A 25,559-nucleotide genomic window follows, 5' to 3' on the forward strand; every position below is an offset into this window, starting at 1 on the left:
ATATGTATGGTAGACTACATAAAGTTCCGAACCCACGTCAAGGTATTATTTAGTTATCGCTACAAATAACTCGCGTCCACGCGGCCGCCCCCGTCGTTTCGATCTCGACCAAGCGGTTGCTATCGCCCAGCGCTTGTTCCACATCCACGGCTACGACGCCGTCAGCGTCGCGGACCTGACCGATGCTCTCGGCATCAACCCGCCCAGTTTCTACGCCGCCTTCGGTAGCAAGGCGGGCCTCTACGCACGCGTTCTCGACCGGTACGCCAGCACCGGCGCGATCCGTCTTGCAGACCTTCTGGATCCTGATCGCCCGGTAGCCGACTCTCTTGCATTGTTGCTCGAGGAGGCCGCTCGCCAATACGCTGCCGATCCCGACAGCAACGGCTGTCTCGTACTGGAAGGAACCCGCTGCAATGATCGGGAGGCGCGCGAGGCCGCCCGAGTCTTTCACGCTGCCGCGGAAGAAATGATTCGCTGCTACGTCGCCGCCCGTCACCCGAAAGACGCCGGTCGCGTGATGGACTTTGTCGGCACCACAATGGCTGGACTCTCCGCCAAGGCCCGCAGCGGGCACGGTCTTGGCCAACTCCTAGCCAGCGCGCGCCTCGCCGGTCTGGCTCTGGCGCAGACGCTTCCCGCCGATGCTTCTGAGACAGCGGCCGCTTTCGAGAAGAAAGACACGTCTGCGCCGATGCCGACGCCGACGGAGTAGCTTCCAGCCAGTGGGCCGTCGGCGGACAATCGACGTGGTGGAGATCCACAAGCTCAAAGCCGACGGCATTGGTCCAGCTGAAATCGCTCGTCGCCTCGGCATAGGGCGGGCAAGCGTGTACCGCGCGATCGGGAAAGCAAACCCATTGCAGGTTAGCCTGTCCTCCAAACGTTGATGATTTTGCTGAGATACCTAATCTTACTGTGTCAATAAAATCAAGGCATTATGCGGACTTTTTGATTCTTTGGTTGAGGCTCGATGAGGGTCGCAAACCGCTTTGAGGAGTACCTGGAGCATTTGGCTTCGGGGCTGGGGAAACGCAGACCGCCACGAGGGGCTTCGTGGCTATTGCACGGGACTGATGTTGCCGCGGGCTCGCAAGAGCGTTGAGCCCATGGCGGCGCGTGTGGACCCGGTTCACGCCAGTGCGCGACATCAGTCGCTACATCACTTCGTGGCGAAGGCTGAGTGGTCCGACGAGCAACTGCTTCGTCGCGTCTGCCAGTGGGTCGTGCCCAGGATGGACTTCAGCGAAGGCGGCTGGTGGATCATCGACGACACCGGATTTCCGAAGAAGGGGCGCCATTCGCATTCGGTAGGCGTTGCCCGTCAATATTGCGGGGTCCTGGGCAAGCAAGACAACTGCCAAGTGGCGGTCAGCGTCTCGCTGTCGTGCAGTCAGGGCAGCCATGCCGGTGGCGTGGCAGCTCTATTTGCCCAAGGAGTGGATTGACGACGATGAACGCCGGCGCAAGGCAGGCGTTCCTGAGGCCATGCGTTTCGCAACCAAGACAGAGATCGCGCTGCAGCAGCTGCGGCACTTGCTTGCGCAGGGGACCCCGAAGCACCGCGTTCTGGCCGATGCCGGATATGGCGTGGACTCCTCATTCCGCCGAGCGTTGTTAAACCTTCGATTGGGCCCATGCACGTGCTGCGGCCGGATGTCGATATTCTTTTGACACAGTAAGATTAGGCGGGCACCACATCCTTCCACTGGCCGGGCTCCAGGCCGTCCAGCGTGTAGGGCCCGATGGCTGCGCGCACCAGCCGCAGCGTGGGGTGGCCAATGGCCGCCGTCATGCGGCGCACCTGGCGGTTGCGGCCTTCGCGGATGACCAGCTCGATCCAGCAGTCGGGAATGTTCTGGCGCACGCGGATGGGCGGGTCGCGCTGCCACAGCACGGGTGGTGGCTCCAGCCGGCGCGCCTGCGCGGGCAGCGTCATTCCGTCATTGAGCTGCACGCCCTGGCGCAGCGCCTGCAGCGCGGCCTCGTCGGGCAGTCCCTCGACCTGTACCCAGTAGGTCTTTTCCATCTTGAAGCGCGGATCGGCGATGCGCGCCTGCAGCGGCCCGTCATTGGTCAGCAGCAGCAGTCCTTCGCTGTCGGCGTCGAGACGGCCTGCCGCATGCACGCCGGGGACGTCGATGAACTCCTTGAGCCCGCGCCAGCGCCCCTCGGGCGTGAACTGGCTCAGCACGCCGTAAGGCTTGTTGAAGCACAGCAGGCGCGAGGGGCCGGTGTCGGGCCTGTCGGCGAAGGCCGGGCGGGGGCGCAGGGCAGGGCCGGCAGCCGCGCGCAAGGGGGGGCGTTTTCTGGGTTGCATGGACCAGGGGATTGTCGGGCCTTCAGGCCGGAGGCTGGGGATAGACTGCCCGCACGCACTCCAGCCAGGCCCGCGCCGCACGCGACAGGTAGCCGCTGCGCCACAGCTGCACCACGTCCCAGCGCAGTTCAGGCCCCATCAGCGGGCGGCTGGACACGCGCTGCGGGTCGAAGCGCGCGATCACATGCTCGAACATCACGGCCACGCCCACGCCTTCGGCCACCAGGTCGCCGATGAAGTCCCAGTAGCGCGTCTCCAACCGCACCTGGGGGCTGAAGCCGGCTGCCGCGCAGCGCTGCAGCACGGCCTGGTGCAGCGCGAAGTCCGAGGTGTAGAAGACGAAGGGCCGCTGCGCCAGTTCGCTCCAGCGCACCGGGGCCTCGGGGTCGGTCACCTCGTGCGCGGCAAAGGCCACGCGCGTGCGCTGGTGGGCGATGGTGCAGTACTCCAGCCCTTCGCTGGCCGGATCGCCCGAGGGGTCGCCGCCCTCCTGCCCCGTGCCGTGCAGGCCCAGCGCCATGTCCAGCCGGCCGTCCAGCAGCAGCTGGCGCTGGGCACGCGCGCCCTGCTCCTGCACATGCAGATGGACGCCCGGGTGCCGTTGCTGGAACCGCGCGATCACGGGCGCCATGTAGTGCCCGGCCGTGGGCATGATGCCCACGCTGAGGCTGCCGCGCGCGATGCCATCGACCTCGGCCACCTCCTGCAGCAGCTGGCGCGACTGCTCCAGCACCTGCTGGCCGCGCGCATAGACCACCTGGCCCGCGTCGGTCAGTTGCACGCCGCGCCCCTCGCGCAGCAGCAGCGGGCCGCCCAGTTCATCCTCCAGCGCCCGCACCATCTTGCTGATGGTGGGCTGGGTCACGTGCAAGGCCTCGGCCGCGCGCGTGAAGCCATTGCAGCGCACGACCTCGACGAAGTACCGCAGTGCGCGCAGGTCCATGAGAATTCCTTTTGTGCATGGGAAAAATGAAGATTATTCATTTTACGAATCTTGGTGCAAACCCTAGGATTGCGCCATGTCAAAGATTTCCGTCCTGCCCGCCCTGCGTCCGCAGGCGCTGCTGCAACGCGGCTGGCCGCTGCTGCGCGGCGTGCTGCAGGTGGGCCTGCTCAGCGCCATCTGGGTGTCCATGGAGGCCGTTCGCGCGCATTTCGGCTGGGGCATGCCGGCCGGGCTGATCGGCTTCGCGCTGCTGGCCACGGGCCTGTTCAGCGGGCTGGTCAAGGCGCGCTGGCTGCAGGGCGGCACCCACTGGCTGCTGGCCGAGATGCTGCTGTTCTTCGTGCCCGCCATGCTGGTGGTCACCGAATACACCGACCTGATCCAGCACCAGGGCCTGCGCATCCTGGGCGTCATCGTGGCCAGCACGGCCTGCGTGATGGCCGCCACGGCGCTGGCCGTGGACCGCGTCTACCGGCTGGAGCTGTGGCTGGCCCGGCGCCGCTCCACGCGCGCCGGGCTGCGCAGGGAGCAGGAGTGAACGCCATGTCCGACCAAGCCGTAGGCCTGCTGTCGCTGCTGGCCACGCTGGCCTGCTATGCGGCCAACAAGCGCGTGTACCGCCGCCATCCCCATCCGCTGCTCATGCCCATCGTCGCCACGCCCATGGTGCTGATCGCGCTGGCGCTGCTGACCCATGTGCGCTACCCGCAGTACATCGCCCAGACGCACTGGCTGGTCTGGCTGCTGGGCCCCACCACGGTGGCCTTTGCGCTGCCCCTGCACGAAAACCGCCACTTGCTGCGCAAGCACTGGATGTCGATCGCCACCGGCGTGCTCGTGGCCAGTGGCGTGTCCATTGCCACCACCATCTGGTTCGCACAGGCCTTCGGATTGCCCGTGGACCTGCAAAAGGGCCTGGCCGTGCGCTCGGTGACCACGCCTTTCGCCATCGAGGCCGAACGCGTGCTGGGCGGCCCCACCGACCTGGCGGCCCTGTTCGTCCTGCTGACCGGGGTCAGCGGCATGCTCATGGGCGAGACCATCCTGCGGCTGCTGCCGCGCGTGCGCAGCAAGCTGGCCGCAGGGGCCATCCTGGGCGGTGCGGCGCATGGAAGCGGCGTGGCGAAGGCGCGGCAGTTCGGGCAGGTGCAGACGGTTGTTGCCTCGTTGGTGATGATGATCGCGGGGGCTCTGAATGTCTTGCTGGCGCCTTGGGTGAAGCTGCTGTTTTTTTGATGGTTTGTTTTTGATCCTGCCGGGTGCCTGTTTTTCGAGTCCGGAAGAAGGCGGCCCGAATGCCCGAGTCCCTCCGCTTCGCGGCGGGTGCGTTCATCCGGGCAATTGTCGCGGGCCTTCGCTTGGTTCGGCCTGCTCTCTTTTTCAGGCCAGCGTATACGCCGTCTTCACCGTCGTATAGAACTCCTGCGCATAGCGGCCCTGCTCGCGCGGGCCGTAGCTGCTGCCCTTGCGGCCGCCAAACGGCACGTGGTAGTCCACGCCGGCCGTGGGCAGGTTGACCATGACCATGCCGGCCTGGCTGTGGCGCTTGAAGTGGGTGGCGTGCTTGAGGCTGGTGGTGGCAATGCCTGCGGCCAGGCCGAAGGGCGTGTCGTTGGCCACGGCCAGGGCTTCTTCGTAGTCCTTGACGCGGATGACGCTGGCCACGGGGCCGAAGACTTCCTCGCGGTTGATGCGCATGGCGGCCTGGGTGTCCACGAACAGGGTGGGCGCCATGTAGTAGCCCTTGTTGCCGCTGCCGGTGTGGCAGGCGGCGGCTGCGCCGCCCGCAGCCAGCACGGCGCCTTCGGCCTTGGCGATTTCCACGTAGCTCAGGTCCTGCTCCAGCTGGGCCTGGCTGACCACGGGGCCCATGTCGGTGCCTGCGGCGCGGGCGTCGCCCACCTTGATCCTGGCCATGCGGGCCTGCAGGGCCTCGATGAAGGCGGGGTAGATCCTGTCGGTGACGATGAGGCGGCTCGATGCCGTGCAGCGCTGGCCGGTGGAGTAGAAACCGCTTTGCGCGGACAGCTCCACGGCCTGGGTGAGGTCGGCGTCGTCCAGCACGATCTGCGGGTTCTTGCCGCCCATCTCCAGCTGCACTTTCTTGCCGCTTTCCACGCAGGCGCGGGCAATGCCGCGGCCCACGCCGACGGAGCCGGTGAAGCTGATGGCGGCCACGTCGCTGTGGCGCACCAGGGCATCACCGATGACGCGGCCCGGGCCCATGACGAGGTTGAAGACACCAGCCGGAATGCCCGAGCGGTGAATGATGTCGGCCAGCGCCCAGGCACTGCCGGGCACGAGGTCGGCGGGCTTCAGGACCACGCAGTTGCCGAAGGCCAGGGCCGGGGCGATCTTCCAGGCGGGAATGGCGATGGGGAAGTTCCACGGCGTGATCAGGCCCACCACGCCGACGGGCTCGCGCGTGATTTCCACGCCGATGCCGGGGCGCACGGAGGGCAGGGTCTCGCCGGCCAGGCGCAGGCATTCACCCGCGAAGAACTTGAAGATCTGGCCTGCGCGGCCGACTTCGCCAATGGCTTCGGGGCGGGTCTTGCCTTCCTCGCGCGCCAGCAGGTCGCCCAGCTCTTCCTTGCGGGCCAGGATTTCGTTGCCGATCCTGTCCAGGGCGTCGTGGCGGGCCTGGATGCCCGAGGTGCTCCAGGCGGGAAAGGCCGCGGCCGCCGCGGCGATGGCGGCTTCCACATCGGCGGCATTGCCCTGGGCGTACTCGCCGATCACATCGGACAGGTCGCTGGGGTTGGTGTTGGCGCTGTAGCTGTCGGCGGCCTTCCATTGGCCGTTGATGAGGTTGTCGTAGCGGGACATGAGGTGCTCCGGGAAAGGGGTAACGGAAGGAAGGGGTCAGCGGACCATGCAGGGGCGCTTGTTGTCGAAGGTCCAGCCCGGGATCAGGTATTGCATGGCCATGGCGTCATTGCGCGCTCCCAGGCCGTGCTCCAGGTACAGGGCGTTGGCGCGCTGCAGCGCGGCGCGGTCCACGGTGACGCCCAGGCCCGGGGTCTTGGGCACCTCGACGAAGCCGCCCTTGATCTGCAGCGGGTTCTGGGTGAGGTACTGGCCGTCCTGCCAGATCCAGTGCGTGTCGATGGCCGTGACCTTGCCGGGCACGGCGGCGGCCACGTGGGTGAACATGGCCAGCGAGATGTCGAAGTGGTTGTTGGAGTGCGATCCCCAGGTCAGGCCCCAGTCGCGGCAGGTCTGGCCCACGCGCACGGAGCCGGCCATGGTCCAGAAATGCGGGTCGGCCAGCGGGATGTCCACGGACTGCAGCGACAGCGCGTGCACCATCTGGCGCCAGTCGGTGGCGATCATGTTGGTGGCCGTGGGCAGGCCCGTGGCGCGGCGGAATTCGGCCATGACTTCGCGGCCCGAGAAGCCGTTCTCGGCGCCGCAGGGGTCTTCGGCATAGGCGAGCACGCCGTGCATGTCGCGCATGAGGCGGATGGCGTCCTTGAGCAGCCAGCCGCCGTTGGGGTCCAGCGTGACGCGCGCCTGCGGAAAGCGCCTGGCCAGCGCGGTGACGGCCTCCACCTCCTGCTCGCCGGCCAGCACGCCGCCCTTGAGCTTGAAGTCGTTGAAGCCGTAGCGCGCATGCGCCGCCTCGGCCTGGCGCACGATGGCGGCCGGGTCCATGGCGGTCATGTGGCGCACCTGCGTCCAGTCGTCGCTGCCGCTTTGGTCTTCGCCGGGCTGGACGTAGGGCAGGTCGGTCTTGTCGGTGGGGCCGGTGAAGAACAGGTAGCCCAGCATCTCCACGCGGTCGCGCTGCTGGCCTTCGCCCAGCAGGGCAGCCACGGGCACGCCCAGGTGCTGGCCCAGCAGGTCCAGCAGGGCCGATTCCACGGCGGTGACGGCATGCACGGCGATGCGCAGATCGAAGGTCTGCAGGCCGCGCCCGCCCGTGTCGCGCCCGGCCAGGGCCTGCTGCAGGTTCTGCAGCAGCTTCAGGTGGTTGCCCACGGACTGGCCGATGAGCAGCGCCTTGCTGTCCTCCAGCGCCTGGCGTATGCCTTCGCCGCCAGGCACCTCGCCCACACCGGTGTGGCCCGCGCTGTCGTGCACGAGCACGATGTTGCGCGTGAAGTAGGGCGCATGCGCGCCGCTGAGGTTCATGAGCATGCCGTCGCGGCCGGCGACGGGAATGACTTCGATCTCGGTGATGGTCGGGGTGGAGGACATGGCGTGCTCTTGGATCGTTTGGATCGGTCTCTGGGAAAAAACGGCTATGCGGCGGCGGTGGCCGCCTGCTGCGCGGCGGACCACGGCACCTCGGCCTCGGGCCGGCCCGTGGCGATGAACTGCGCCAGGTTGCGCAGCACGAGGTCGGCCATGGCGCGGCGGGTTTCATGCGTGCCGCTGGCGATGTGGGGCGCAAGCACCACGTTGTCCTGCGACAGCAGCTCGGCATGGGGGCGTGGCTCGTCCTCGAACACATCCAGGCCCGCGCCCGCGATGCGGCCCTGCTGCAGGGCCTGGACCAGGGCGGCCTCGTCGACCACGCTGCCGCGTGCCACGTTGATCAGAAAGCCCTGCGGGCCCAGCGCGTCCAGCACCTCGGCGTTGACCAGGTGTTGCGTGCCGTCGCCGCCTGCGGCGGTGATGACGAGGAAGTCGCTCCAGCGTGCGAGTTCGAGCAGCGAGGGCTGGTAGAGGTGGGGCGATCCCTCGACCGGGCGGCGGTTGTGATAGGCCACCTCCATGTCGAAGCCGGCCGCGCGGCGCGCCACGGTGGAGCCGATGCGGCCCATGCCGAAGATGCCCAGGCGCTTGCCGCTGGCGCGCGTGCGGATGCCGAAGCGGCCTTGGCTCCAGTCGCCCCGGCGCACGAAGCGGTCGGACTCGCTCAGGCCACGCGCCGCATCCAGCAGCAGGGCGAAGGCCATGTCGGCCACGCAGTCGTCCAGCACGCCGGGCGTGTAGCCCACGCGGGCGCCCTGGCGCAGCAGGGACTCGCGGTCCAGCGCGTCGAAGCCCACGCCGAAGCTGCTCACGAAGCGCAGCCTGGGCAGGGCCTGCACCACGCTCGCGGGCACGCCCATGGCTGCCGAGGTGACCAGGTATTCGAACTGCGCGCCGTGCTCGGCGAGAAAGCGCTCGCGATTAGGCTGCTCGGACAGCAGCGTTACCTCATAGGCCTGAGCCAGCTCGGCATCGAGCTGGGGAAGTGGCATCTTGCCGAACTGGAGAACGCGTGGACGGGAGGTCGCCATGCCTTGGAATCCTTGGAACTTGCAGGGGCTGGAAGCCCCGGTGAAAAGGGCCTGCGTGGTGGCAGGCCTGCGGAGATGACCAGAGGCCAACCCGGATTTATCTCAGCTATTCCCTGTGCTCAATGTAGAAAAATCTGTTCAAAACTGGCGCACTCCAACATCAGGGACGCCGAGCAAGAGCCGCCTCGCGGCGGGGGCGCCCAGCCGAGGGCGTCGTCCCCCTCCCTTGCGAAGCAAGTAGAGAGGCGCCGTGCCACGGGGGAAGGCGCGAAGCGACTCAGGGGGTGCCTCATTTCAATCAGCGGTGATTTTTCGGGTCTGGATCAGCTGCTTCCAGCGCTCCGACTCCTGGGCCTGGTAGCGCGTGAATTCCTCGGGCGTGTTGCCCACGATCTCCAGGCCCTGCTCCACGAAGCGCTTGCGGATGTCGGGCTGCTGCACGGAGGCGATGGCGGCCTTGGCCAGCTTGGCCTTCACATCGGCGGGCAGGCCCTTGGGCGCGGCCAGGCCTTGCCAGGAGTACACCTCGGCGCCCTTGACACCGGCCTCGGCCAGCGTGGGCACATCGGGCAGCACGGGCGAGCGCTGGCTGCCGGTCACGGCGATCGCATGCAGCTTGCCGCTGCGCAGATGGGGCAGCACGGCGTTGACGTTCTGGAACGAGAAGTCCACCTGGCCGCCGATCAGGTCGGTGATGGCCGGGGCGCCGCCCTTGTAGGGAACGTGCATGCCTTCGGTGCCGCTTTGCTGCCAGAACAGCTCGGCCGACAGATGGTCCGAGGAGCCGTTGCCCGAACTCGCGAAACTGATCTTGCCGGGGTTGGCCTTGAGCGCGGCGATGACCTCGGCCACGGTGCGGGCCTTCTGCGCGGGGCTGGCCACAAGCACGTTGGGCGCCTGCACGGGGATGGTGATGTAGTCGAAGTCCTTGCCTGCGTCATAGGGCACGTTCTTGACCAGGTGCGGCGTGACCACGAAAGGGCCCAGCGAGGCCACCAGCAGCGTGTAGCCATCGGCCGGTGCGCGCTTGACGGCGCCTGCGCCGATGGTGCCCGTGGCGCCCGGGCGGTTTTCCACCACGAAGGGCTTGCCCAGCTGCTCGCCCATGCTCAGGGCCATGGCGCGCGCCACGGTGTCGGTGGAGCCTCCGGCCGGGAAGGGCACGATGATGTTGACGGCCTTGTCCGGAAAGCTGCCGGCCGCCTGCGCCGTGAGGGCCAGTGCGGCACCCAGCGTGATCAGAATCTTCTTCATGTTCTTGTCTCCTGGGGGGCGCAAGGGCCGGACTGGCCCCTGCGTCCGGTCTTGTGGCTTATTGCGGGCCGAGCTTGTCGATCAGGGCCTTGAGCTCTTCCAGCTCGGAGGGCTTGAGGTCCGTCAGCGGGGCGCGCACGGGGCCTGCGTCGTGGCCGACCAGCTTGGCGCCGGCCTTGATGATGCTCACGCCGTAGCCTTCGACGCGGTTGCGGATCTTCAGGTAGGGCATGAAGAATTCCTTGAGCAGCTTGTGCTGCGTGGCCATGTCGTCGGTGCGCACGGCTTCGTAGAACGCCATCGCCGTCCTGGGGATGAAGTTGAAGACGGCCGAGGAGTACACCGGCGTGCCCAGGGCCTTGTAGGCGGCCGCATAGACCTCGGCCGTGGGCAGGCCGCCCAGGTAGGCGAAGCGGTCGCCCATCTTCATGAAGATGGCGGACATGGTCTCGATGTTGCCCATGCCGTCCTTGAAGCCCACCAGGTTGGGGCAGCGCTCGGCCAGGATGGCCAGCGATTCGGGCGTGAAGCGGGTGCGGTCGCGGTTGTAGACGATGACGCCGAACTTCACGCTCTTGCAGACCTGCTCCACATGGGCGATCAGGCCTTCCTGGCCGGCTTCGGTCAGGTAGTGGGGCAGCAGCAGGACGCCGTGGGCACCCAGGCGCTCCGCCTCCTGGGCATGGGCAATGGCCGTGCGCGTGGGACCGCCGGCGCCCGCGATGATGGGCACCTTGCCGCGGCAGGTGTCCACGGCGGTCTTGATGATCTGGCCGTATTCCTCGCCGTACAGCGAGAAGTACTCGCCCGTGCCGCCTGCCGCGAACAGCGCGCTGGCGCCGTAGGGGGCCAGCCATTCGAGGCGGGCCGCATAGCCCTTGGCATTGAAGTTGCCGTTGCTGTCGAAGTCCGTCACGGGGAAGGACAGCAGGCCGGAACTCATCACGTCTTTGAGGTCTTGGGGGGTCATGGTGCTCTCGGGAACAAGGGTGGGGAAGAAAGAAAAAAGGGTGGAATCAGTCGAGCTTCAAACCGGCTGTTTGAACCACTTTTTGCCAGCGCTGGCGCTCGGTGGTCAGGAAGCGCGCGGTCTCGGCGGGGTTCATGGTCACGACCTCGGCGCCCTGGCCCGTGAGGCGGGCGCGCACCTCGGGCGAGCGGATGGCGGTGATCAGGGCCTCATGCAGGCGCTGGACCACGGCCTCGGGCGTCTTGGCCGGAACGACCACGCCTTGCCAGGTGCCGGTCTCGAAGCCGGGCACGCCCTGCTCGGCGATGGTGGGCACGTTGGCGGCCAGCGGCATGCGCGTGCCCTTGGACAGGCCCAGCAGCTTGAGCTTGCCGCTTTGCACATGGGGGTAGGTGGCCAGCATGCCGTTCATCAGCACCTGGGTCTGGCCTGCCACCGTGTCCTGGATGGACTGCACGCCGCCCTTGTAGGGCACGTATTCCCAGCGGGCGCCCGTGGCGCGCGCCAGTTCCACGCCGGCCAGGTGCGGGGCGCTGCCCGTGGCGGTGACGGCAAAGCTCAGGTCTTCCTTCTTGGACAGGGCCACCAGCTCCTGCAGGTTGTTGGCCGGCACCGAGGGATGGACCACCAGCAGGTGGGGCGAGTAGGCCAGCATGGCCGTGCCGCGCAGGTCCCGGGACAGGTCGAAGGACAGCTTGGTGTAGAGCGAGGGCGAGATGGCCAGCGCACCCAGGTCGCACAGCATCAGCGTGTGGCCGTCGGGCTGGGCCTTGGCCACCATGTCGGCGCCCAGGTTGCCGTTGGCGCCGGGCTTGTTCTCGATGACCACGGGCTGCTTGAGTTCTGCCGACAGCAGCGGGCCGATGGCGCGCGCAATGATGTCCGAGCTGCCACCCGGCGGGTAGGGCACCACCAGGCGCAGCGGGCGCGTGGGCCAGTTGTTCTGGGCCAGCGCACCGGCGCCGGTGGCCACGAGGGCGGTGGCGCCAGCGGCGCGCAGGAACTGCTTTCGGCTCAGGGTCATGCTCTTGTCTCCGGGTTTTATGTTGTCAGTTGTCGTACAACTGAAGCCGATTTTCAACCGAGATCTGCAAGCAGTGATAAAGGGTTTTCCCTTGGTTGTCTGAATTCCCGTGGCAAGGCCATTGGCCCCGAAAGGCCCATGGGAGTATTCAGGAGGCGCTGGTCTTTTGCGCCAGGCGCAGGCGCTCGCGGCTGTTGGTCAGGTGGATGCGCATGGCCGCGCGGGCCGAGTCGGCATCCTGGCGCTCGATGGCGGCGAGGATTTCCTCATGCTCGCGGTTGACGCGGCGCAGGTAGTCGGGGTCGCGCTGGGGCTGGTGGATGGAGGCGATGCGCGTACGCGGAATCAGCTGGGCGCCGAAGTGGCGCAGGATGTCGCCGAAGTAGCGGTTGCCCGTGGCCTCGGCGATCTGGGTGTGGAAGGCCAGGTCATGGGCCACCGTGTCCTCGCCGCGCGCAAAGGCGATCTCGAAGGCCTGCAGCGCCATGCGTATGCCCTGCAGTTGCTCGGGGCTGCGGCGCAGCGCGGCCAGGCCGGCGCTTTCGGTCTCCAGGCTGATGCGCAGCTCCAGCACGGCCATCACGTCCACGGCGGCCGTCAGCTCGTCGGCATTGAGCATCAGCGTGGATGCGGGCTGGGCGGCGCGCACGAAGGTGCCTATGCCGTGGCGCGTCTCCACCAGGCCCGAGGCCTGCAGGCGCGACAGCGCCTCGCGCACCACGGTGCGGCTGACTTCGTAGGTCTGCACCAGCGACGACTCCGTGGGCAGCTTCTCGCCTTCGGCCAGCAGGCCGTTGCGGATCTTGCTCGCGAACTCGTCGAACAGCAGGGCGGCCAGATTGCGGCCGCTGCGACCGGACTTTCCTCGCAGGGGAAGCTCGATCGTTGGGGGTGATGCGGGAAATCCCTTTGCCGAACTTTCCATGGTGCTGATCATAATCGCTTCAAGTTGTACGACAACGTATCACAAGACGTCCGCGCCATCGAGTTTTTTTGATCCTCCTGAACCCGCATTCCAGATGAGCACCACCCACGCGATCCACGCGATCCGCCACATACGCATCACGCCCATTGCCTTCCGCGATCCGCCGCTGCTCAATGCGGCCGGCATCCACGAACCCTGGGCGCTGCGTTCCATCATCGAGATCGAGACGGCCTCGGGCCTGGTCGGCATCAACGAAAGCTATGGCGACCAGCCCATGCTCGATGCGCTGGCCAAGGCCGCGCCCGCGCTGGTGGGGCTGTCGCCCTGGGCGCTCAACGAGATGGAGGTCCGCGTCGCGGCCCTGGTGGCGCCGCCTGCGCTGACGGCGTCGGAGTTCCTGGGCCAGCAGGTGTCGCTGGCGCCGGGCACGCATGTGTCCAAGACGGTGGCCAAGGTGGTCAGCGCCTTCGAGGTCGCCATGCTGGACCTGCAGGGCCAGATGGCGGGCGCCCCCATCGTGGACCTGCTGGGCGGCGCCGCGCGCGACAGCGTGCCGTTCTCTGCCTACCTGTTCTACAAGTACGCCGAGCACATCGACGGGCCCTATGGACCAGATTCTTCGCCCGACGCCTGGGGCGAGGCCCTGGCGCCGCAGCAGCTGGTGGAGCAGGCGCGGCGCATGATTGCGCAGTACGGCTTCCAGAGCATCAAGCTCAAGGCCGGCGCGCTGCCGCCCGAGCAGGAGGCGGCCGGCATCCTGGCGCTGGCCGATGCCTTTCCGGGCATGCCGCTGCGCATCGATCCCAATGGCAACTGGACGGTGGAGACCAGCCTGAAGATCGTGCAGCAGCTGCAGGGCGTGCTCGAGTATTGCGAGGACCCGGCGCCCGGCCTGGACGGCATGGCGGCCGTGGCGCGAGAAATGGCACGCGAGGGCGATGTGCCGCTGGCCACCAACATGGTGGTCACGGACTTTGCCGAGTTCCGCCGCAATGCCGAGATGGGCTGCCCCGTGAAGATCGTGCTCAGCGACCACCACTACTGGGGCGGGCTGCGCGCCACGCAGCGCCTGTCCACGCTGTGCCGCACCTTCGACCTGGGCCTGTCCATGCACAGCAACTCGCACCTGGGCATCAGCCTGGTGGCCATGACGCACCTGTGCGCCAGCGTGCCCCTGCTGACCTATGCCTGCGACACGCATTACCCCTGGCAGGACGAGGAAGTCGTCGAGGGCGGCCGGCTGCAGTTCGAGCAGGGCAGCCTGCGCGTGCCCACGGCGCCCGGCCTGGGTGTGCGGCTGGACCGCGAGGCCCTGGCCCGCCTGCACGACAACTACCTGCGCTGCGGCATCCGCAACCGCGACGACCTGGGGCAGATGCGCAAGTACGACCCCGCGTTCACCGGCCACCAGCCGCGCTTCTGAACCTGCTTTCACACCATTCCAACGACAAGCCCTTCCCGGAGACAAGCACCATGCAACGTCGCACACTCATCCAACATTCCCTCGCCAGCGCCCTGCTGCTGGGCACGGCCCTGGCCGCCATGCCCGCCGCCGCGCAGGGCAACTGGCCCACCGGCAAGCCCATCACCTACCTGGTGCCGTTCCCGCCTGGCGGCAATACCGATACGCTGGCGCGCGTGATCGCCCAGCCGCTGAGCAAGGCCCTGGGCACGCCCGTGGTGATCGAGAACAAGGGCGGCGCGGGCGGCAGCGTGGGCTCGGCCATTGCGGCGCGCGCACCGGCCGATGGCTACACCATCCTGGGCGGCACCATCAGCTCGCACGCCATCAATGTGAGCCTGTACGCCAAGCTGGACTACGACCCGGTCAAGTCCTTCACGCCGGTGGCCATGCTGGGCTCGGGCCCGCTGGTGCTGGTGGTGCCGGCCTCCAGCCCCTACAAGACGCTGGCCGACGTGCTGGCCGCCAGCAAGGCCAAGGCAGCGGCGGGCGGACTGACCTCGGCCTCGCCGGGCAGCGGCACCTCCAACCACATGGCGCTGGAGCTGCTGGGCTACCAGACGGGCGTGAAGTTCACCCACGTGCCCTACAAGGGCAGCGGCCCGGCCGTGCAGGACGTGATCGGCGGCCAGGTGGACATGATGTTCGACACCGCCCTGGTCGTCGGCCCCCATGTGCAGGCCGGCAAGCTGCGTCCCATCGCCGTGACCAGCTCGCGGCGCCTTGAATCGCTGCCCGATGTGCCCACCATCGCCGAGGCCGGCGAGAAGGGCTTCGACATGGGATCCTGGCAGGCCGTGTTCGCGCCCGCGGGCACGCCGGGGCCCATCGTGGACCGGCTGCATGCGGAGATCATGAAGATCGTCGCCACGCCCGAGGTGCAGGCGCGCCTGAAGAACTTCGGCATGCTGCCCTCGCAGATGACGCCGGCCGAGCTGGGCGAGTACCAGAAGGCCGAGGTGGTCAAGTGGGGCAAGGTGATCAAGGCTGCTGGAATAAAGGCAGAGTGACCCCCTGAGGCGCTTCGCGCCTTCCCCCTTCTCGCTTCGCGGAGGGGGACGACACCCTCGCTGCGGGGCGGCCCTTGCTCGGTGTCCCTCGCCTTGGGCCGCGCCAGTTGCGCAGGCTGTGCCAGCTGCTTTACTGCTGTAGTGCCAGCCCTTTAGAAAATTGAGACATTGCCATGAGTACCCCACTTCCTCTTTCCATCCGCATGCATCCGGCCGACAACGTGGCCATCGTGGCCAATGACGGGGGGTTGCCTGCGGGCACGGTGATGCCCGGGGGGCTGGTGCTGGTCGACAAGGTGCCGCAGGCGCACAAGGTGGCGCTGGTGGACATTGCCGAGGGCGGAGAGGTGCGCCGCTACAACGTGGTGATCGGCTATGCGCTGCAGGCCATTGCCGCGGGCAGCTGGGTGCATGAGCGGCTGCTGCGCATGCCGGGGGCGCTGTCTCTTGAGGGGTTGCCGATCGCCACGGTGCAGCCGCCCGAGCTGCCGCCGCTGACGGGCTACACCTTCGAGGGCTACCGCAATGCCGATGGCACGGTGGGCACGCGCAATATCCTGGCCATCACCACGACGGTGCAGTGCGTGGCCGGGGTGCTGGATTTCGCGGTGGGCCGCATCAAGGCCGAGCTGCTGCCGCGCTATCCGAATGTGGACGATGTGGTGGGCCTGGAGCACAGCTATGGCTGCGGCGTGGCCATCGATGCCGTGGGCGCCGAGATTCCGCAGCGCACGCTGCGCAACATCAGCCGCAACCCGAATTTTGGCGGCGAGGTGATGGTGGTGAGCCTGGGCTGCGAGAAGCTGCAGCCCGAGCGGCTGCTGCCGCCGGGGTCGTTTCCCATCGTCGATGAGCGAGAACCCGCGCTGGACGTGGTTTGCCTGCAGGACGAGGCGCATGTGGGCTTCATGTCCATGGTGGACTCCATCATGGGCAGTGCCACGGTGCATCTGGAGCGCCTGAACGCGCGCCGGCGCGAGACCGTGCCGGCCAGCGCCCTGGTGGTGGGCGTGCAGTGCGGCGGCAGCGATGCGTTCAGCGGCGTCACGGCCAATCCGGCCGTCGGCTTTTGCACCGATTTGCTGGTGCGCGCAGGCGCCACCGTAATGTTCAGCGAGGTGACCGAGGTGCGCGACGGCATCGACCAGCTCACCTCGCGCGCCTCCAGCCCCGAGGTGGCCCAGGCCATGATCGAGGAGATGGCCTGGTACGACGCCTATCTGGACAAGGGCCGCGTGGACCGCAGCGCCAACACCACGCCGGGCAACAAGAAGGGCGGCCTGTCCAACATCGTCGAGAAGGCCATGGGCTCCATCATCAAGAGCGGCACGGCGCCCATCACCGGCGTGCTGTCGCCGGGCCAGCGGCTGGCCGACCGGGGCATCCAAAGCGGCCTGGTCTATGCGGCCACGCCGGCCAGCGACTTCATCTGCGGCACGCTGCAGCTGGCCGCCGGCATGAACCTGCATGTGTTCACCACGGGCCGGGGCACGCCCTACGGCCTCGCCCAGGTGCCCGTGATCAAGGTGGCCACGCGCAGCGACCTGGCGCGGCGCTGGCATGACCTGATGGACGTGAACGCGGGCCGCATCGCCGAAGGCCAGGCCAGCATCGAGGACGTGGGCTGGGAGATGTTCCGCCTGATGCTGGACGTGGCCAGCGGCCGCAGGAAGACCTGGGCCGAGCAGTGGAAGCTGCACAACGCCCTGGTGCTGTTCAATCCGGCGCCCGTGACCTGAGCCACGCGCACAGGCCCCTGTCGGCACAGGCTGACAGGGCGCTGGTGCGCCGCTGCGCACAATGGGGGCCATGCCCTCAGATACCCCGGAAACTCCCCCCGCCTCGTCCTGGTCCGCACGCCTGCAGCGCCTGATGGAACTGAACCCGCTGCGCGCCATGTGGAATGCCGTGCAGCTGTGGCTGGACGCCGATGGCCTGCGCATGAGCGCCGCCATGTCCTTCTACGGCATCCTGAGCCTGGCGCCGCTGCTGCTGCTGCTGGTCGGCCTGCTGGGCTGGTGGGTGGACCGCAGCTATGTGGAACACCAGTTGATCGACCAGGTGCAGGACGTGATCGGCGAGCGCGGTGCCCAGGTGGTGCGCGGCGCGCTGGAAAGCGCCCAGCGGCCCGACGAGGGGCGGCTGGCCTCGCTGTTCGGCTTCATCCTGCTGATGTCGGGCGCCACGGGTGTCTTCGTGGAGCTGCAGTCCGCGCTGGAAAAGCTCTGGACCTCGAACGGCGAGCCACCGCCGCCCAAGGCCGTGTGGTGGCGCATGGCCGCGCTGCGGCTGCGCGGCCTGACCTATGTGCTGGCGCTGGGCTTCTTGCTGCTGGTGTCCATGGCCCTGTCCACGGCCATCCAGCTGATCACCAACTGGGCCGGCACCAAGCTGCAGATTCAGCCGCTGGGGCCGCTGATCAGCCTGATCAACGAATGCGTGTCCTTCGGCATTGCCGTGCTGCTCTTCGTGGGGCTGATGCGCATCGGCAGCGGCCCCAAGCCCCGGCTGCGCTATCTCATCTTCGGCGCCATCGTCGGTGCCCTGCTGTTCACGCTGGGCAAGCAGGCCCTGGCCTGGTACCTGTCCACGGCGGCCGTGGTCTCGGCCTATGGCGCGGCGGGTTCGCTGGTGGTGCTGTTGATGTGGATCTATTTCTCGTCGGCCATCCTGCTGCTGTCGGCCGCCACGGCCAAGGCTTTCAGCGACGCCGAGGTGCGCTTCACCCACCCCATCCGCTGGGCGCCGCCCGCCGGTCCAGCGCAGGCCAGGGACACTTCGGACGGCAAGGGCTGAGCGGCTGCATTTCGACGAAGATGAACGCCTGCGCCGCGGCCCGCAAAGCCGCGGCGCAGGGCGTTTGGGAGTGGAACAATGCAGCGAAAGTCCCCGGGCACCGAGGCCCGGGGCCAAGGACAACATGGACCGATTGCAGACCATGCGGGTGTTTCAGACCGTGGCCGACGAGGCCGGGTTTTCGGCGGCGGCGCGTCGCCTGGACATGTCCGTGCCCACGGTCACGCGCCTGGTGGCCGACCTGGAGCAGCACCTGGGCACGCGGCTGCTGCAGCGCACCACGCGCAGCGTGTCGCTGACCGAGGCCGGCGAGGCCTATCTGGAGCGCGTGCGCGGCATCCTGGCCGATGTGGAGGATGCCTTCAGCCTGGCGCAGGCGCACACGCTGGAGCTGTCGGGCGCCGTGCGCGTGCTCACGCCGCCCGTGTTTGCCGAGCATGTGCTGGCGCCGCTGGTGGCGGACTTCCACCGCCTGCATCCGCGCATCTGCATCGAGGTTTTCGTGGAGTCGGCCAGCGAGGCCGCCGTGGGCGAGTACGACATCACCTTCCTCAACGCCGAGGAGGGCTATGACGGCAACGTGGTGGCCCGCCCCATCGTCACCACCTGCGGCCTGGCCTGCGCCTCGCCCGAGTACCTGGACGCCCATGGCGTGCCCGCCGTGCCCGGGGATCTGGCGAGCCACCAGTGCCTGCTGCGCCGCCGCGCCCAGGGCCGCTCCGACGTGCTGCGCCTGCGCCGGCTCGATGGCAACGCGGGCGAGGCCGAGGTGTCCGTGCAGCCCGTGCTGGTGGCCAACCACACCGGCACGCTGCTGCGTGCCACGCTGGACGGCGCGGGCATCAGCACCCAGCCGCTGGACCTGATCGCGCGCCACCTGCGTTCGGGCCGGCTGCGCCATGTGCTGCCCGAATGGACCACGGGCCATTTCACGCTCTACGCCACCTTGCCCACGCGCAAGTTCATGCCGGCGCGCGTGCGCAGCTTCCTGGACTTCGTGGCCGAGCACACGCAGCGCTCCATGCAGGGCCTGCCCGCCAACTTGCCGGCCCTGTCCATCTGAGCGCGGCTGTCATCTAGGTTACTGGCGGGGCCCTGAGGGTCTCGGGGTTTCCCAGGTGAATTCCGCTGTGCGGAATCTTCGGGTTGATCGTGGCGCCGCCCCCCTCCTAAGCTGGCCTTGCCTGTCTGCCGCATGCGTTGTCGCGCCGCGCCGGCCGGCCATGCAAAGGAGACAAGACAATGCAAGCACAGACCCTGGCCGGGCGCCGAGCCGCGCCTTTCCGCAGGAGGCGTTGAATGGACGTTTTTCTGCAGCAAGTGCTCAACGGCCTGACCCTGGGCGGCATCTACGGCCTGGTGGCCCTGGGCCTGACCCTGGTCTACGGCATCCTGCACGTGCCCAATTTCGCGCACGGCGGCTTCTACATGATCGGCGCCTTCGTGGCCTTCCAGGCCATGGTGGCCTGGAGCTGGGGCTACTGGGCGGCCATGCTGACCGCAGCCATCGCGGTGGCGGTGCTGGGCATCGTCAGCGAGCGGCTGATCTTCCATCCGCTGCGCAAGGCCTCGCCCCTGCATCCCAAGATCGCCTCCATCGGGCTGCTGCTGTTCCTGGAAGCGGGCGCCCAGGCGCTGTGGGGCGCGGACTTCCAGCGCATGCCCACGCCCTACACCTCCATCGTGGAGATGGGCGGCATCACGGCGCCCGCGCAGCGCCTGCTGATCATAGTCGCGGCCTTTGCGCTGATGGTGGCCCTGCACCTGTTCCTGACGCGCACCATCACGGGCGCGACCATCATCGCCATGGCGCAGAACCGCGAAGGCGCATCGATGGTGGGCATCGACGCCAACCGCGTATCCATGCTGACCTTTGCCATCTCGGGCGTGCTCGCGGCCGTGGCGGCCACGCTGTATGCGCCCATCAACCTGGTCTATCCGGCCATGGGCCACCTGGTCATCACCAAGGCCTTCGTGATCATCATCCTGGGCGGCATGGGCAGCATCCCGGGCGCCGTGCTGGGCGGGCTGATCATCGGCTTTGCCGAGAGCTTCGGCGCCTACTACATCTCCACCGACTACAAGGACATCATCGCCTTCGTGCTGCTGGTGGTGATCCTGTCGCTGCGCCCGCAGGGCCTGTTCGCCAAGAGGAGTCATTGAATGAACGGATTCATCGACTCCCGCGTTGCCTGGGGCCTGCTGCTGGCCGCCGGCATCGCCTTCCCCTGGCTGGCGGGCAACGACTACCACCTCACGGTGATGAGCACGGCCTACATCTTCGCCATCGCCACGCTGGGCCTGAACCTGATCACGGGCTACACGGGCCAGCTCAACCTCGCGCACGCGGGCTTCATGGCCGCGGGCGCCTATACCGTGGGCATCCTCACGGTGGACCATGGCTGGCCGTTCTGGGGCGGGCTGGTGATGTCGGGCGTGGTGTGCGCGGTGCTGGGCTACCTGATCGGCATCGTCTCGCTGCGCCTTAAGGGGCACTACTTCTCGATCTTCACGCTGTGCGTGGGCTACATCATGTTCCTCGTGATCGAGAAGTGGGAGGGCCTGACCCACGGCACGGTGGGCATCATGGGCATCCCCGCGCCCGAGGCCCTGGGCGCGCTGAGCTTCGAGTCGCCGCTGGCGCTGTACTACCTGGTGCTGGCCTTCCTCGTGGCCTCGGCCTGGGTGATGCGGCGCATCGTCCGGTCGCTGCTGGGCCGCACCTTCATGGCCATCCGCAACAGCGACGAGCTGGCCGAGGCCCTGGGCATCAACCTCATGCGCAACAAGGTGCTGGCCTTCATGCTGAGCGTGGTCTACGCGGGCGTGGCGGGCGGCCTGTATGCGGGCTTCGTGCGCTTCATCGGTCCCGACATGGCCGGCGTGCACCACACCTTCGACATGATGATCTTCGCCATGGTCGGCGGCATGGGCACCGTGCTGGGCCCGCTGCTGGGCGCCATCGGCATGCCCTGGATCACGCAGTACCTGCAGTTCCTGCAGGAGTACCGCTTCATCGTCTTCGGCCCGATTCTCGTGATGCTGGTGATCTTCATGCCCTACGGCGTGGTGGGCAGCTTCACTGCATGGCGCGCGCGCCGCAATGCCAAGGAGGGCAAGCCGCATGCTCAAGATTGACCACCTGACCAAGACGTTCGGCGGGCTGGCCGCCGTCAACGATGTCAGCACCGTGATCGAGGAAGGCCGCATCAACGCCATCATCGGTCCCAACGGCGCGGGCAAGACCACGTTCTTCAACCTGATCAGCTGCGTGCACAAGCCCACCTCGGGCACCATCACCTTCAACGGCCAGGACGTGACCTCGCTGCGCACCGACCAGGTGGCGAAGCTGGGCGTGGCGCGCACCTTCCAGACCACGGCGCTGTTCGACCGCGCCACGGTGCTGGACAACCTCATCGTGGGCCACCGGCTGCGCACGCGCTCAGGGCTATGGGACGTGCTGCGCGGCTCCAGCCGGCTGCGCGAGGAAGAGCGCGTGTGCCGCGAAAAGGCGCGTGATGCGCTGGACTTCGTGGGCCTGTCGCATGTGGCCGGCCGCATTGCTGGCGACATCACGCAGGAGGAGCGCAAGCGCGTGGCCTTCGCGCTGGCCCTGGCCACCGACCCGAAGCTCATGCTGCTCGACGAGCCTGCCGGCGGCGTCAACCCCGAGGAGACCGAGGGCCTGGCCGAGCTGATCCGCAAGCTGGTGCGCCACGGCATCACGGTGGCGCTGATCGAGCACAAGATGGGCATGATCATGAGCCTGGCCGACAAGATCCTGGTGCTCAGCTACGGCGAGAAGATCGCCGAGGGCACGCCCGAGGAAATACGCCGCAACCCCGCCGTCATCGATGCCTACCTGGGGAGCGAGCATGCTGAAGTTTGAGAACGTGTCGCTGCGCTACGGCAGCTTCCTGGCGCTGGACGGGGTCAGCCTGCATGCCGACCGCGGCGAGCTGGTGGTGCTGCTGGGCGCCAACGGCGCGGGCAAGAGTTCGCTGTTCCTCACGGCCAGCGGCATCCACAAGGCCGCTGGCGGCTCCATCGTCTGGAATGGCAGGGAGCTGGCCGGCAGCAAGCCCTCGGCCATCGTGCAGTCCGGCGTGGTGCAGTGCCCCGAAGGGCGCAAGCTGTTCCCCCAGATGTCGGTGCTGCGCAACCTGCAGCTGGGCGCCTACGTGCACCGCCGCGACCCCGGCCCCAGCCAGAAGACGCTGCAGGAGGTGATGGAGCTGTTTCCCATCCTGCGCGAGAAGCAGCACGACCCGGCCGGCTCGCTGTCGGGCGGCCAGCAGCAGATGGTGGCCATCGGCCGCGCCATGATGGGCCGGCCCCAGGCCCTGCTGCTGGACGAGCCCTCGCTGGGCCTGGCGCCCCTGGTCATCAAGCAGATGTTCGAGGCCATACAGCGCATCAACGCCGCCGGCACCACCGTGCTGCTGGCCGAGCAGAACGCCTATGCGGCGCTGAAGATCGCGCACCGCGCCTATGTGATGGAAAGCGGCCGCATCGTGCGCGAGGGCAGGCCGGCCGAGCTGCTGGCTGACGACTCCATCCGAAAAGCCTACATCGGTGCATGACATGACACTGCACCCCCTGAGCCGCTGCGCGGCTTCCCCCTCTCTCTCGCTTCGCGAGGGAGGGGGACGACGCCCTCGCTGCGGGGCGGCCCTTGCTCGGCGTCCCTGGTCTGGGCTGCGCCGGATTTATGCGTTGCGTCAGCAGCGATTCGTTCTTCACTATCCAAGGAGACAGACATGACAGCATTCGCACCATTGACCCGCCGCAGGGTGGGCACGCTGGCCCTGGCCTGCGCCGCCGTGGCCGCTGCCGGCCCCGCGCTGGCGCAGGAGGTGGTCAAGATCGGCTACTCGGGCCCGCTGTCGGGCGGCGCTGCCCAGTACGGCAAGAACGTGCTCGACGGCATGCAGATGGCCGTTTCCGAGATCAATGCCGCAGCGCCCGAGATCGGCGGCAAGAAGGTCAGGATCGAGATCGTTCCGCTGGACGACAAGTACAACCCGTCCGAGACCGCGATCAATGCCCAGCGCCTGGTGCAGCAGCACAAGACGGCGGCCATCCTGGTGCCGCATTCGGGCGGCATCTTCGCGCTGCAGACCACCAACGAGCGCAGCAACTTCATCGTGCTGGCCTACAGCTCGGTGCCGCAGATCACCAACCGGGGCAACAAGCTGACCCTGCGCATCCCGCCCGAGTTCACCTCGTACATCGACCCGTTCTCCAAGTACGTGATGGGCCGCTTCGGCAAGAAGGTGGCCCTGGTGGGCGCCGACCACGACTACGCCAAGGCCTGGGTCGCCGCCTTCAAGCCCGGCTGGGAAAAGCTGGGCGGCACCGTTGTGGCCGAGAACGCCATGAGCTACAACCGCGCCACCGATTTCTACAGCGGCGTGAGCAAGGCCCTGGCCGAGAAGCCCGACGTGCTCTTCGTGGGCGGAGCCTCCGAGCCCACGGCACTGGTCGTCAAGCAGGCGCGCGAGCTGGGCTTCAAGGGCGGCTTCGTGGTCATGGACCAGGCCAAGCTCGACGAAATGGCGCGCGTGGTCGGCGGCTATGCGCCGCTGGAAGGCGCCATCGGCGTCATGCCCGTCTCCGAGGACACCAAGCCCGAGAACAAGGCCTTCGTCGAACGCTTCGGCAAGGTCTACCCGGGCCGCATCCCGGGCTCGGAGGCGCAGTGGAACTACACGGCCGTGCACGCCACCGTCAAGGCCATGCAGCTGGCCGGCTCGGCCTCGGACACCAAGGCCATCCACGCCAAGCTGGACGAAGCCTACAAATCCCTGCGCCCCGACGTGAACCCCGGCGGCGTCAAGGGGGTGGATGAGCGCGGCGGCACGTTGACCACGGAACGAGGCGCCGCTGTGCGCGACGGCAAGATTGAGGCGGTGATGACGGTGGCGAACAAGTAGAGCGCCGCTCAGTTTTTCGACCGAAAGCGCCTGGTGCCAGCTTGATCTGGCCCAGGCGCTTTCTTGTGGACTCAGTTGCCTGGTACTCACGCTTGACGTTACTGACGCGACGCGTTATTATTTGCTTCCATGACGATCCAGTCATTCAAGTGCCCCGACACCGAGCAACTGTTCCAGCAGAGGCGGGTGCGTCGGTGGAGCAGCATTGAAGTGGTCGCGCTGCGCAAGCTTCGGATGCTGCATGCCGCTCATGTGCTTCAGGACTTGAGGGTCCCGCCCGGAAACCGGCTGGAGGCGCTGCACGGAGATCGCAAGGGGCAGCACAGCATCCGCATCAATGATCAGTGGCGCGTGTGCTTTGTGTGGACCCATGAAGGCCCGAGTGAGCTGGAGATCGTCGATTACCACTGAAGCGAAAGCGTTGATCCTGGATCTGGCGCAGGAGTGCTGACCATGAACAAACCTTTGAACCTCCCCACGCCAGGCGAAATCCTGGCCACTGAATTCCTGGAGCCCATGGGCTTGACGCAATACCGCCTGGCCCAGGCCATCCATGTCCCGCAGACACGCATCGCGGCCATCGTCAAGAACGGCCGCTCCATCACCGCGGATACGGCGCTGCGCCTGGCGCGCTTCTTTGGCACGTCCGTGGAGTTCTGGATGAATCTGCAAAGCCAGTACGACGCCGATATCGCGCGCGAGGCCATAGGCGACGACCTGGAGTCCATCGAGCCCTTTGCCCTGCAGGCTTGAAGAAGACATGCTGAGTCGCTGCGCAGCGGCTCAAGTAAGAAAGGCCCCTGCACCGCGGTACAGGGGCCTTTCTCATTGCAGGGCTGCGTTGTTTACAACAAGCTCGCTCCACCATCCAGCACCAACGCCTGCCCCGTCATGTGCCGAGACGCATCGGACGCCAGGTAGACCACGGCGCCCTTGAGGTCCTCCTCGCCGCCGATGCGGCGCAGCGGGGCGCGGGCGATGAGCTGGTCGCCGAGCTTGTCGATGAGGCCGTTGGCCAGCTTGCTGGGGAAAAAGCCCGGGCAGATGGAGTTGACGCGGATGCCGTAGTGGCCCCATTCCGAGGCCAGGGTGCGCGCCAGGTGCACGGCGGCCGCCTTGGAGGTGTTGTAGGCCACGGTGTTCATGCCGGGCGGCGTGCCCTTGAAGGCCGCGACCGAGGCGGTGATGATCACGTTGCCCCGGCCCTTGGGGATCATCACGCGCCTGGCCACTTCGCGGGTGAGGAAGAAGGGTGCGGAGACGTTGAGGTTCATGACCTTGTTCCAGGCCTCGTCCGGGTATTCCTCGGCCTTGGCGCCCCAGGTGGCGCCGGCGTTGTTGACGAGGATGTCGATGTCGCCGCAGCGCGCCAGCACGTCATCGACCAGGGCGGGGATGGTGTCGAACTTCTGCAGGTCGTTGGCGAAGGTCTCGACCTGGTAGCCCAGGCCCTGCAGGTGGGCCTTGGCCTCGGCAAGCTCGTCGGACTTGCGCGCCGTGATGGCGAGGCGGGCGCCCATCTCGCCCAGCGCCTCGGCCATCTGCAGGCCCAGGCCGCGCGAGCCTCCGGTGATCAGGGCGGTCTTGCCCGTGAGGTCGAACAATGCTTTCACGCTCATGCTGTGTGTCTCCTGGCTTGGGTCTTTGGTGGTTGAGCAACACCTGCATGCTAGGGCGCCTGC

At 67.5% G+C, this 25,559-nt stretch carries 25 protein-coding genes and 1 pseudogene; 16 read left to right on the forward strand and 10 right to left on the reverse strand.

Annotation, left to right across the window (positions count from 1 at the left end):
• Positions 1 to 133: 133 nt before the first annotated feature.
• Both A9976_RS25015 and A9976_RS25020 read left to right on the forward strand, forming a co-directional pair.
• Positions 134 to 715, forward strand: a complete 582-nt coding sequence (locus A9976_RS25015) for a TetR/AcrR family transcriptional regulator (RefSeq protein ID WP_220808849.1) — start codon at positions 134 to 136, stop codon at positions 713 to 715.
• A 258-nt stretch (positions 716 to 973) separates the two neighbouring features.
• Positions 974 to 1,632 (forward strand): annotated as a pseudogene (locus tag A9976_RS25020) (IS701 family transposase); the annotation flags it as partial.
• 52 nt (positions 1,633 to 1,684) lie between these two features.
• Here the strand turns inward: A9976_RS25020 and A9976_RS25025 are convergent.
• Positions 1,685 to 2,320: a pseudouridine synthase gene (locus A9976_RS25025; RefSeq protein ID WP_183021234.1), complete on the reverse strand. Its 636-nt coding sequence runs from the start codon at positions 2,318 to 2,320 to the stop codon at positions 1,685 to 1,687.
• 22 nt (positions 2,321 to 2,342) lie between these two features.
• The gene (locus A9976_RS25030; RefSeq protein WP_183021235.1) at positions 2,343 to 3,263 is read right to left on the reverse strand and encodes a LysR family transcriptional regulator; all 921 of its coding nucleotides are present in this window, start codon (positions 3,261 to 3,263) and stop codon (positions 2,343 to 2,345) included.
• A gap of 76 nt (positions 3,264 to 3,339) precedes the next feature.
• Between A9976_RS25030 and A9976_RS25035 the strand changes: the two genes are divergently transcribed.
• Both A9976_RS25035 and A9976_RS25040 read left to right on the forward strand, forming a co-directional pair.
• Entirely contained in the window at positions 3,340 to 3,804 is a 465-nt protein-coding gene (locus A9976_RS25035; RefSeq protein ID WP_183021236.1) for a CidA/LrgA family protein, read from the forward strand.
• A gap of 5 nt (positions 3,805 to 3,809) precedes the next feature.
• Positions 3,810 to 4,502 carry an LrgB family protein gene (locus A9976_RS25040; protein WP_183021237.1) on the forward strand — a complete coding sequence of 231 codons (693 nt, stop codon included), beginning with the start codon at positions 3,810 to 3,812 and terminating at the stop codon, positions 4,500 to 4,502.
• Between the two features lie 144 nt (positions 4,503 to 4,646).
• On the opposite strand, the gene A9976_RS25045 is transcribed toward A9976_RS25040, so the two are convergent.
• The 7 genes from A9976_RS25045 to A9976_RS25075 all read right to left on the reverse strand — a co-directional run bounded on the left by A9976_RS25045 (position 4,647) and on the right by A9976_RS25075 (position 12,685).
• Positions 4,647 to 6,095 carry an aldehyde dehydrogenase family protein gene (locus A9976_RS25045; RefSeq protein WP_183021238.1) on the reverse strand — a complete coding sequence of 483 codons (1,449 nt, stop codon included), beginning with the start codon at positions 6,093 to 6,095 and terminating at the stop codon, positions 4,647 to 4,649.
• 36 nt (positions 6,096 to 6,131) lie between these two features.
• Positions 6,132 to 7,469: an enolase C-terminal domain-like protein gene (locus A9976_RS25050; RefSeq protein WP_097204620.1), complete on the reverse strand. Its 1,338-nt coding sequence runs from the start codon at positions 7,467 to 7,469 to the stop codon at positions 6,132 to 6,134.
• Positions 7,470 to 7,513: 44 nt separating this feature from the next.
• Positions 7,514 to 8,500: a 2-hydroxyacid dehydrogenase gene (locus A9976_RS25055; RefSeq protein WP_183021239.1), complete on the reverse strand. Its 987-nt coding sequence runs from the start codon at positions 8,498 to 8,500 to the stop codon at positions 7,514 to 7,516.
• Positions 8,501 to 8,794: 294 nt separating this feature from the next.
• Positions 8,795 to 9,754 (reverse strand): tripartite tricarboxylate transporter substrate binding protein, encoded by a 960-nt coding sequence (locus A9976_RS25060; RefSeq protein WP_012202189.1) that lies wholly within the window; start codon positions 9,752 to 9,754, stop codon positions 8,795 to 8,797.
• A 58-nt stretch (positions 9,755 to 9,812) separates the two neighbouring features.
• The gene (gene kdgD / locus A9976_RS25065) at positions 9,813 to 10,724 is read right to left on the reverse strand and encodes a 5-dehydro-4-deoxyglucarate dehydratase (RefSeq protein WP_183021240.1); all 912 of its coding nucleotides are present in this window, start codon (positions 10,722 to 10,724) and stop codon (positions 9,813 to 9,815) included.
• Between the two features lie 46 nt (positions 10,725 to 10,770).
• The gene (locus A9976_RS25070) at positions 10,771 to 11,748 is read right to left on the reverse strand and encodes a tripartite tricarboxylate transporter substrate binding protein (protein ID WP_183021241.1); all 978 of its coding nucleotides are present in this window, start codon (positions 11,746 to 11,748) and stop codon (positions 10,771 to 10,773) included.
• Between the two features lie 148 nt (positions 11,749 to 11,896).
• The gene (locus A9976_RS25075; protein ID WP_133073289.1) at positions 11,897 to 12,685 is read right to left on the reverse strand and encodes a FadR/GntR family transcriptional regulator; all 789 of its coding nucleotides are present in this window, start codon (positions 12,683 to 12,685) and stop codon (positions 11,897 to 11,899) included.
• An 82-nt stretch (positions 12,686 to 12,767) separates the two neighbouring features.
• Here A9976_RS25075 and A9976_RS25080 point away from each other — a divergent pair, with 82 nt between their 5' ends.
• The 12 genes from A9976_RS25080 (at position 12,768) to A9976_RS25135 (ending at position 24,630) form a co-directional block, all read left to right on the forward strand.
• Positions 12,768 to 14,096, forward strand: a complete 1,329-nt coding sequence (locus A9976_RS25080) for a glucarate dehydratase family protein (protein WP_183021242.1) — start codon at positions 12,768 to 12,770, stop codon at positions 14,094 to 14,096.
• A 50-nt stretch (positions 14,097 to 14,146) separates the two neighbouring features.
• Entirely contained in the window at positions 14,147 to 15,145 is a 999-nt protein-coding gene (locus A9976_RS25085; RefSeq protein ID WP_141832844.1) for a tripartite tricarboxylate transporter substrate binding protein, read from the forward strand.
• Between the two features lie 173 nt (positions 15,146 to 15,318).
• Positions 15,319 to 16,884 carry a galactarate dehydratase gene (gene garD / locus A9976_RS25090; protein ID WP_183021243.1) on the forward strand — a complete coding sequence of 522 codons (1,566 nt, stop codon included), beginning with the start codon at positions 15,319 to 15,321 and terminating at the stop codon, positions 16,882 to 16,884.
• Between the two features lie 70 nt (positions 16,885 to 16,954).
• The gene (locus A9976_RS25095) at positions 16,955 to 17,941 is read left to right on the forward strand and encodes a YihY/virulence factor BrkB family protein (protein ID WP_013800134.1); all 987 of its coding nucleotides are present in this window, start codon (positions 16,955 to 16,957) and stop codon (positions 17,939 to 17,941) included.
• A 124-nt stretch (positions 17,942 to 18,065) separates the two neighbouring features.
• Positions 18,066 to 19,004, forward strand: coding sequence for a LysR family transcriptional regulator (locus A9976_RS25100; RefSeq protein ID WP_183021244.1), 939 nt, complete (start codon positions 18,066 to 18,068; stop codon positions 19,002 to 19,004).
• Positions 19,005 to 19,240: 236 nt separating this feature from the next.
• On the forward strand, positions 19,241 to 20,104 hold the full coding sequence (locus A9976_RS25105) for a branched-chain amino acid ABC transporter permease (protein WP_183021245.1): 864 nt from the start codon (positions 19,241 to 19,243) through the stop codon (positions 20,102 to 20,104).
• A complete protein-coding gene (locus tag A9976_RS25110) occupies positions 20,105 to 21,079 on the forward strand; it encodes a branched-chain amino acid ABC transporter permease (RefSeq protein WP_183021246.1) in 975 nt (324 codons plus the stop codon). It abuts the gene before it with no gap.
• The gene (locus tag A9976_RS25115; protein ID WP_013800137.1) at positions 21,066 to 21,830 is read left to right on the forward strand and encodes an ABC transporter ATP-binding protein; all 765 of its coding nucleotides are present in this window, start codon (positions 21,066 to 21,068) and stop codon (positions 21,828 to 21,830) included. The genes A9976_RS25110 and A9976_RS25115 overlap by 14 nt, the downstream gene beginning before the upstream one ends.
• Positions 21,817 to 22,524: an ABC transporter ATP-binding protein gene (locus A9976_RS25120; protein ID WP_183021247.1), complete on the forward strand. Its 708-nt coding sequence runs from the start codon at positions 21,817 to 21,819 to the stop codon at positions 22,522 to 22,524. Before A9976_RS25115 ends, A9976_RS25120 begins: the two co-directional genes overlap by 14 nt.
• A gap of 177 nt (positions 22,525 to 22,701) precedes the next feature.
• Positions 22,702 to 23,877 (forward strand): ABC transporter substrate-binding protein, encoded by a 1,176-nt coding sequence (locus A9976_RS25125; RefSeq protein ID WP_183021248.1) that lies wholly within the window; start codon positions 22,702 to 22,704, stop codon positions 23,875 to 23,877.
• Positions 23,878 to 24,006: 129 nt separating this feature from the next.
• Positions 24,007 to 24,288, forward strand: a complete 282-nt coding sequence (locus tag A9976_RS25130; RefSeq protein ID WP_013800140.1) for a type II toxin-antitoxin system RelE/ParE family toxin — start codon at positions 24,007 to 24,009, stop codon at positions 24,286 to 24,288.
• Positions 24,289 to 24,330: 42 nt separating this feature from the next.
• Positions 24,331 to 24,630: a HigA family addiction module antitoxin gene (locus A9976_RS25135; RefSeq protein WP_013800141.1), complete on the forward strand. Its 300-nt coding sequence runs from the start codon at positions 24,331 to 24,333 to the stop codon at positions 24,628 to 24,630.
• Positions 24,631 to 24,722: 92 nt separating this feature from the next.
• Here A9976_RS25135 and A9976_RS25140 read toward each other — a convergent pair whose 3' ends face one another.
• Positions 24,723 to 25,496, reverse strand: a complete 774-nt coding sequence (locus tag A9976_RS25140; protein ID WP_183021249.1) for an SDR family oxidoreductase — start codon at positions 25,494 to 25,496, stop codon at positions 24,723 to 24,725.
• Between the last annotated feature and the right edge of the window lie 63 nt (positions 25,497 to 25,559).

It is taken from the genome of Delftia sp. UME58, from assembly GCF_014170385.1.
Taxonomy (GTDB): domain Bacteria; phylum Pseudomonadota; class Gammaproteobacteria; order Burkholderiales; family Burkholderiaceae_C; genus Comamonas; species Comamonas acidovorans.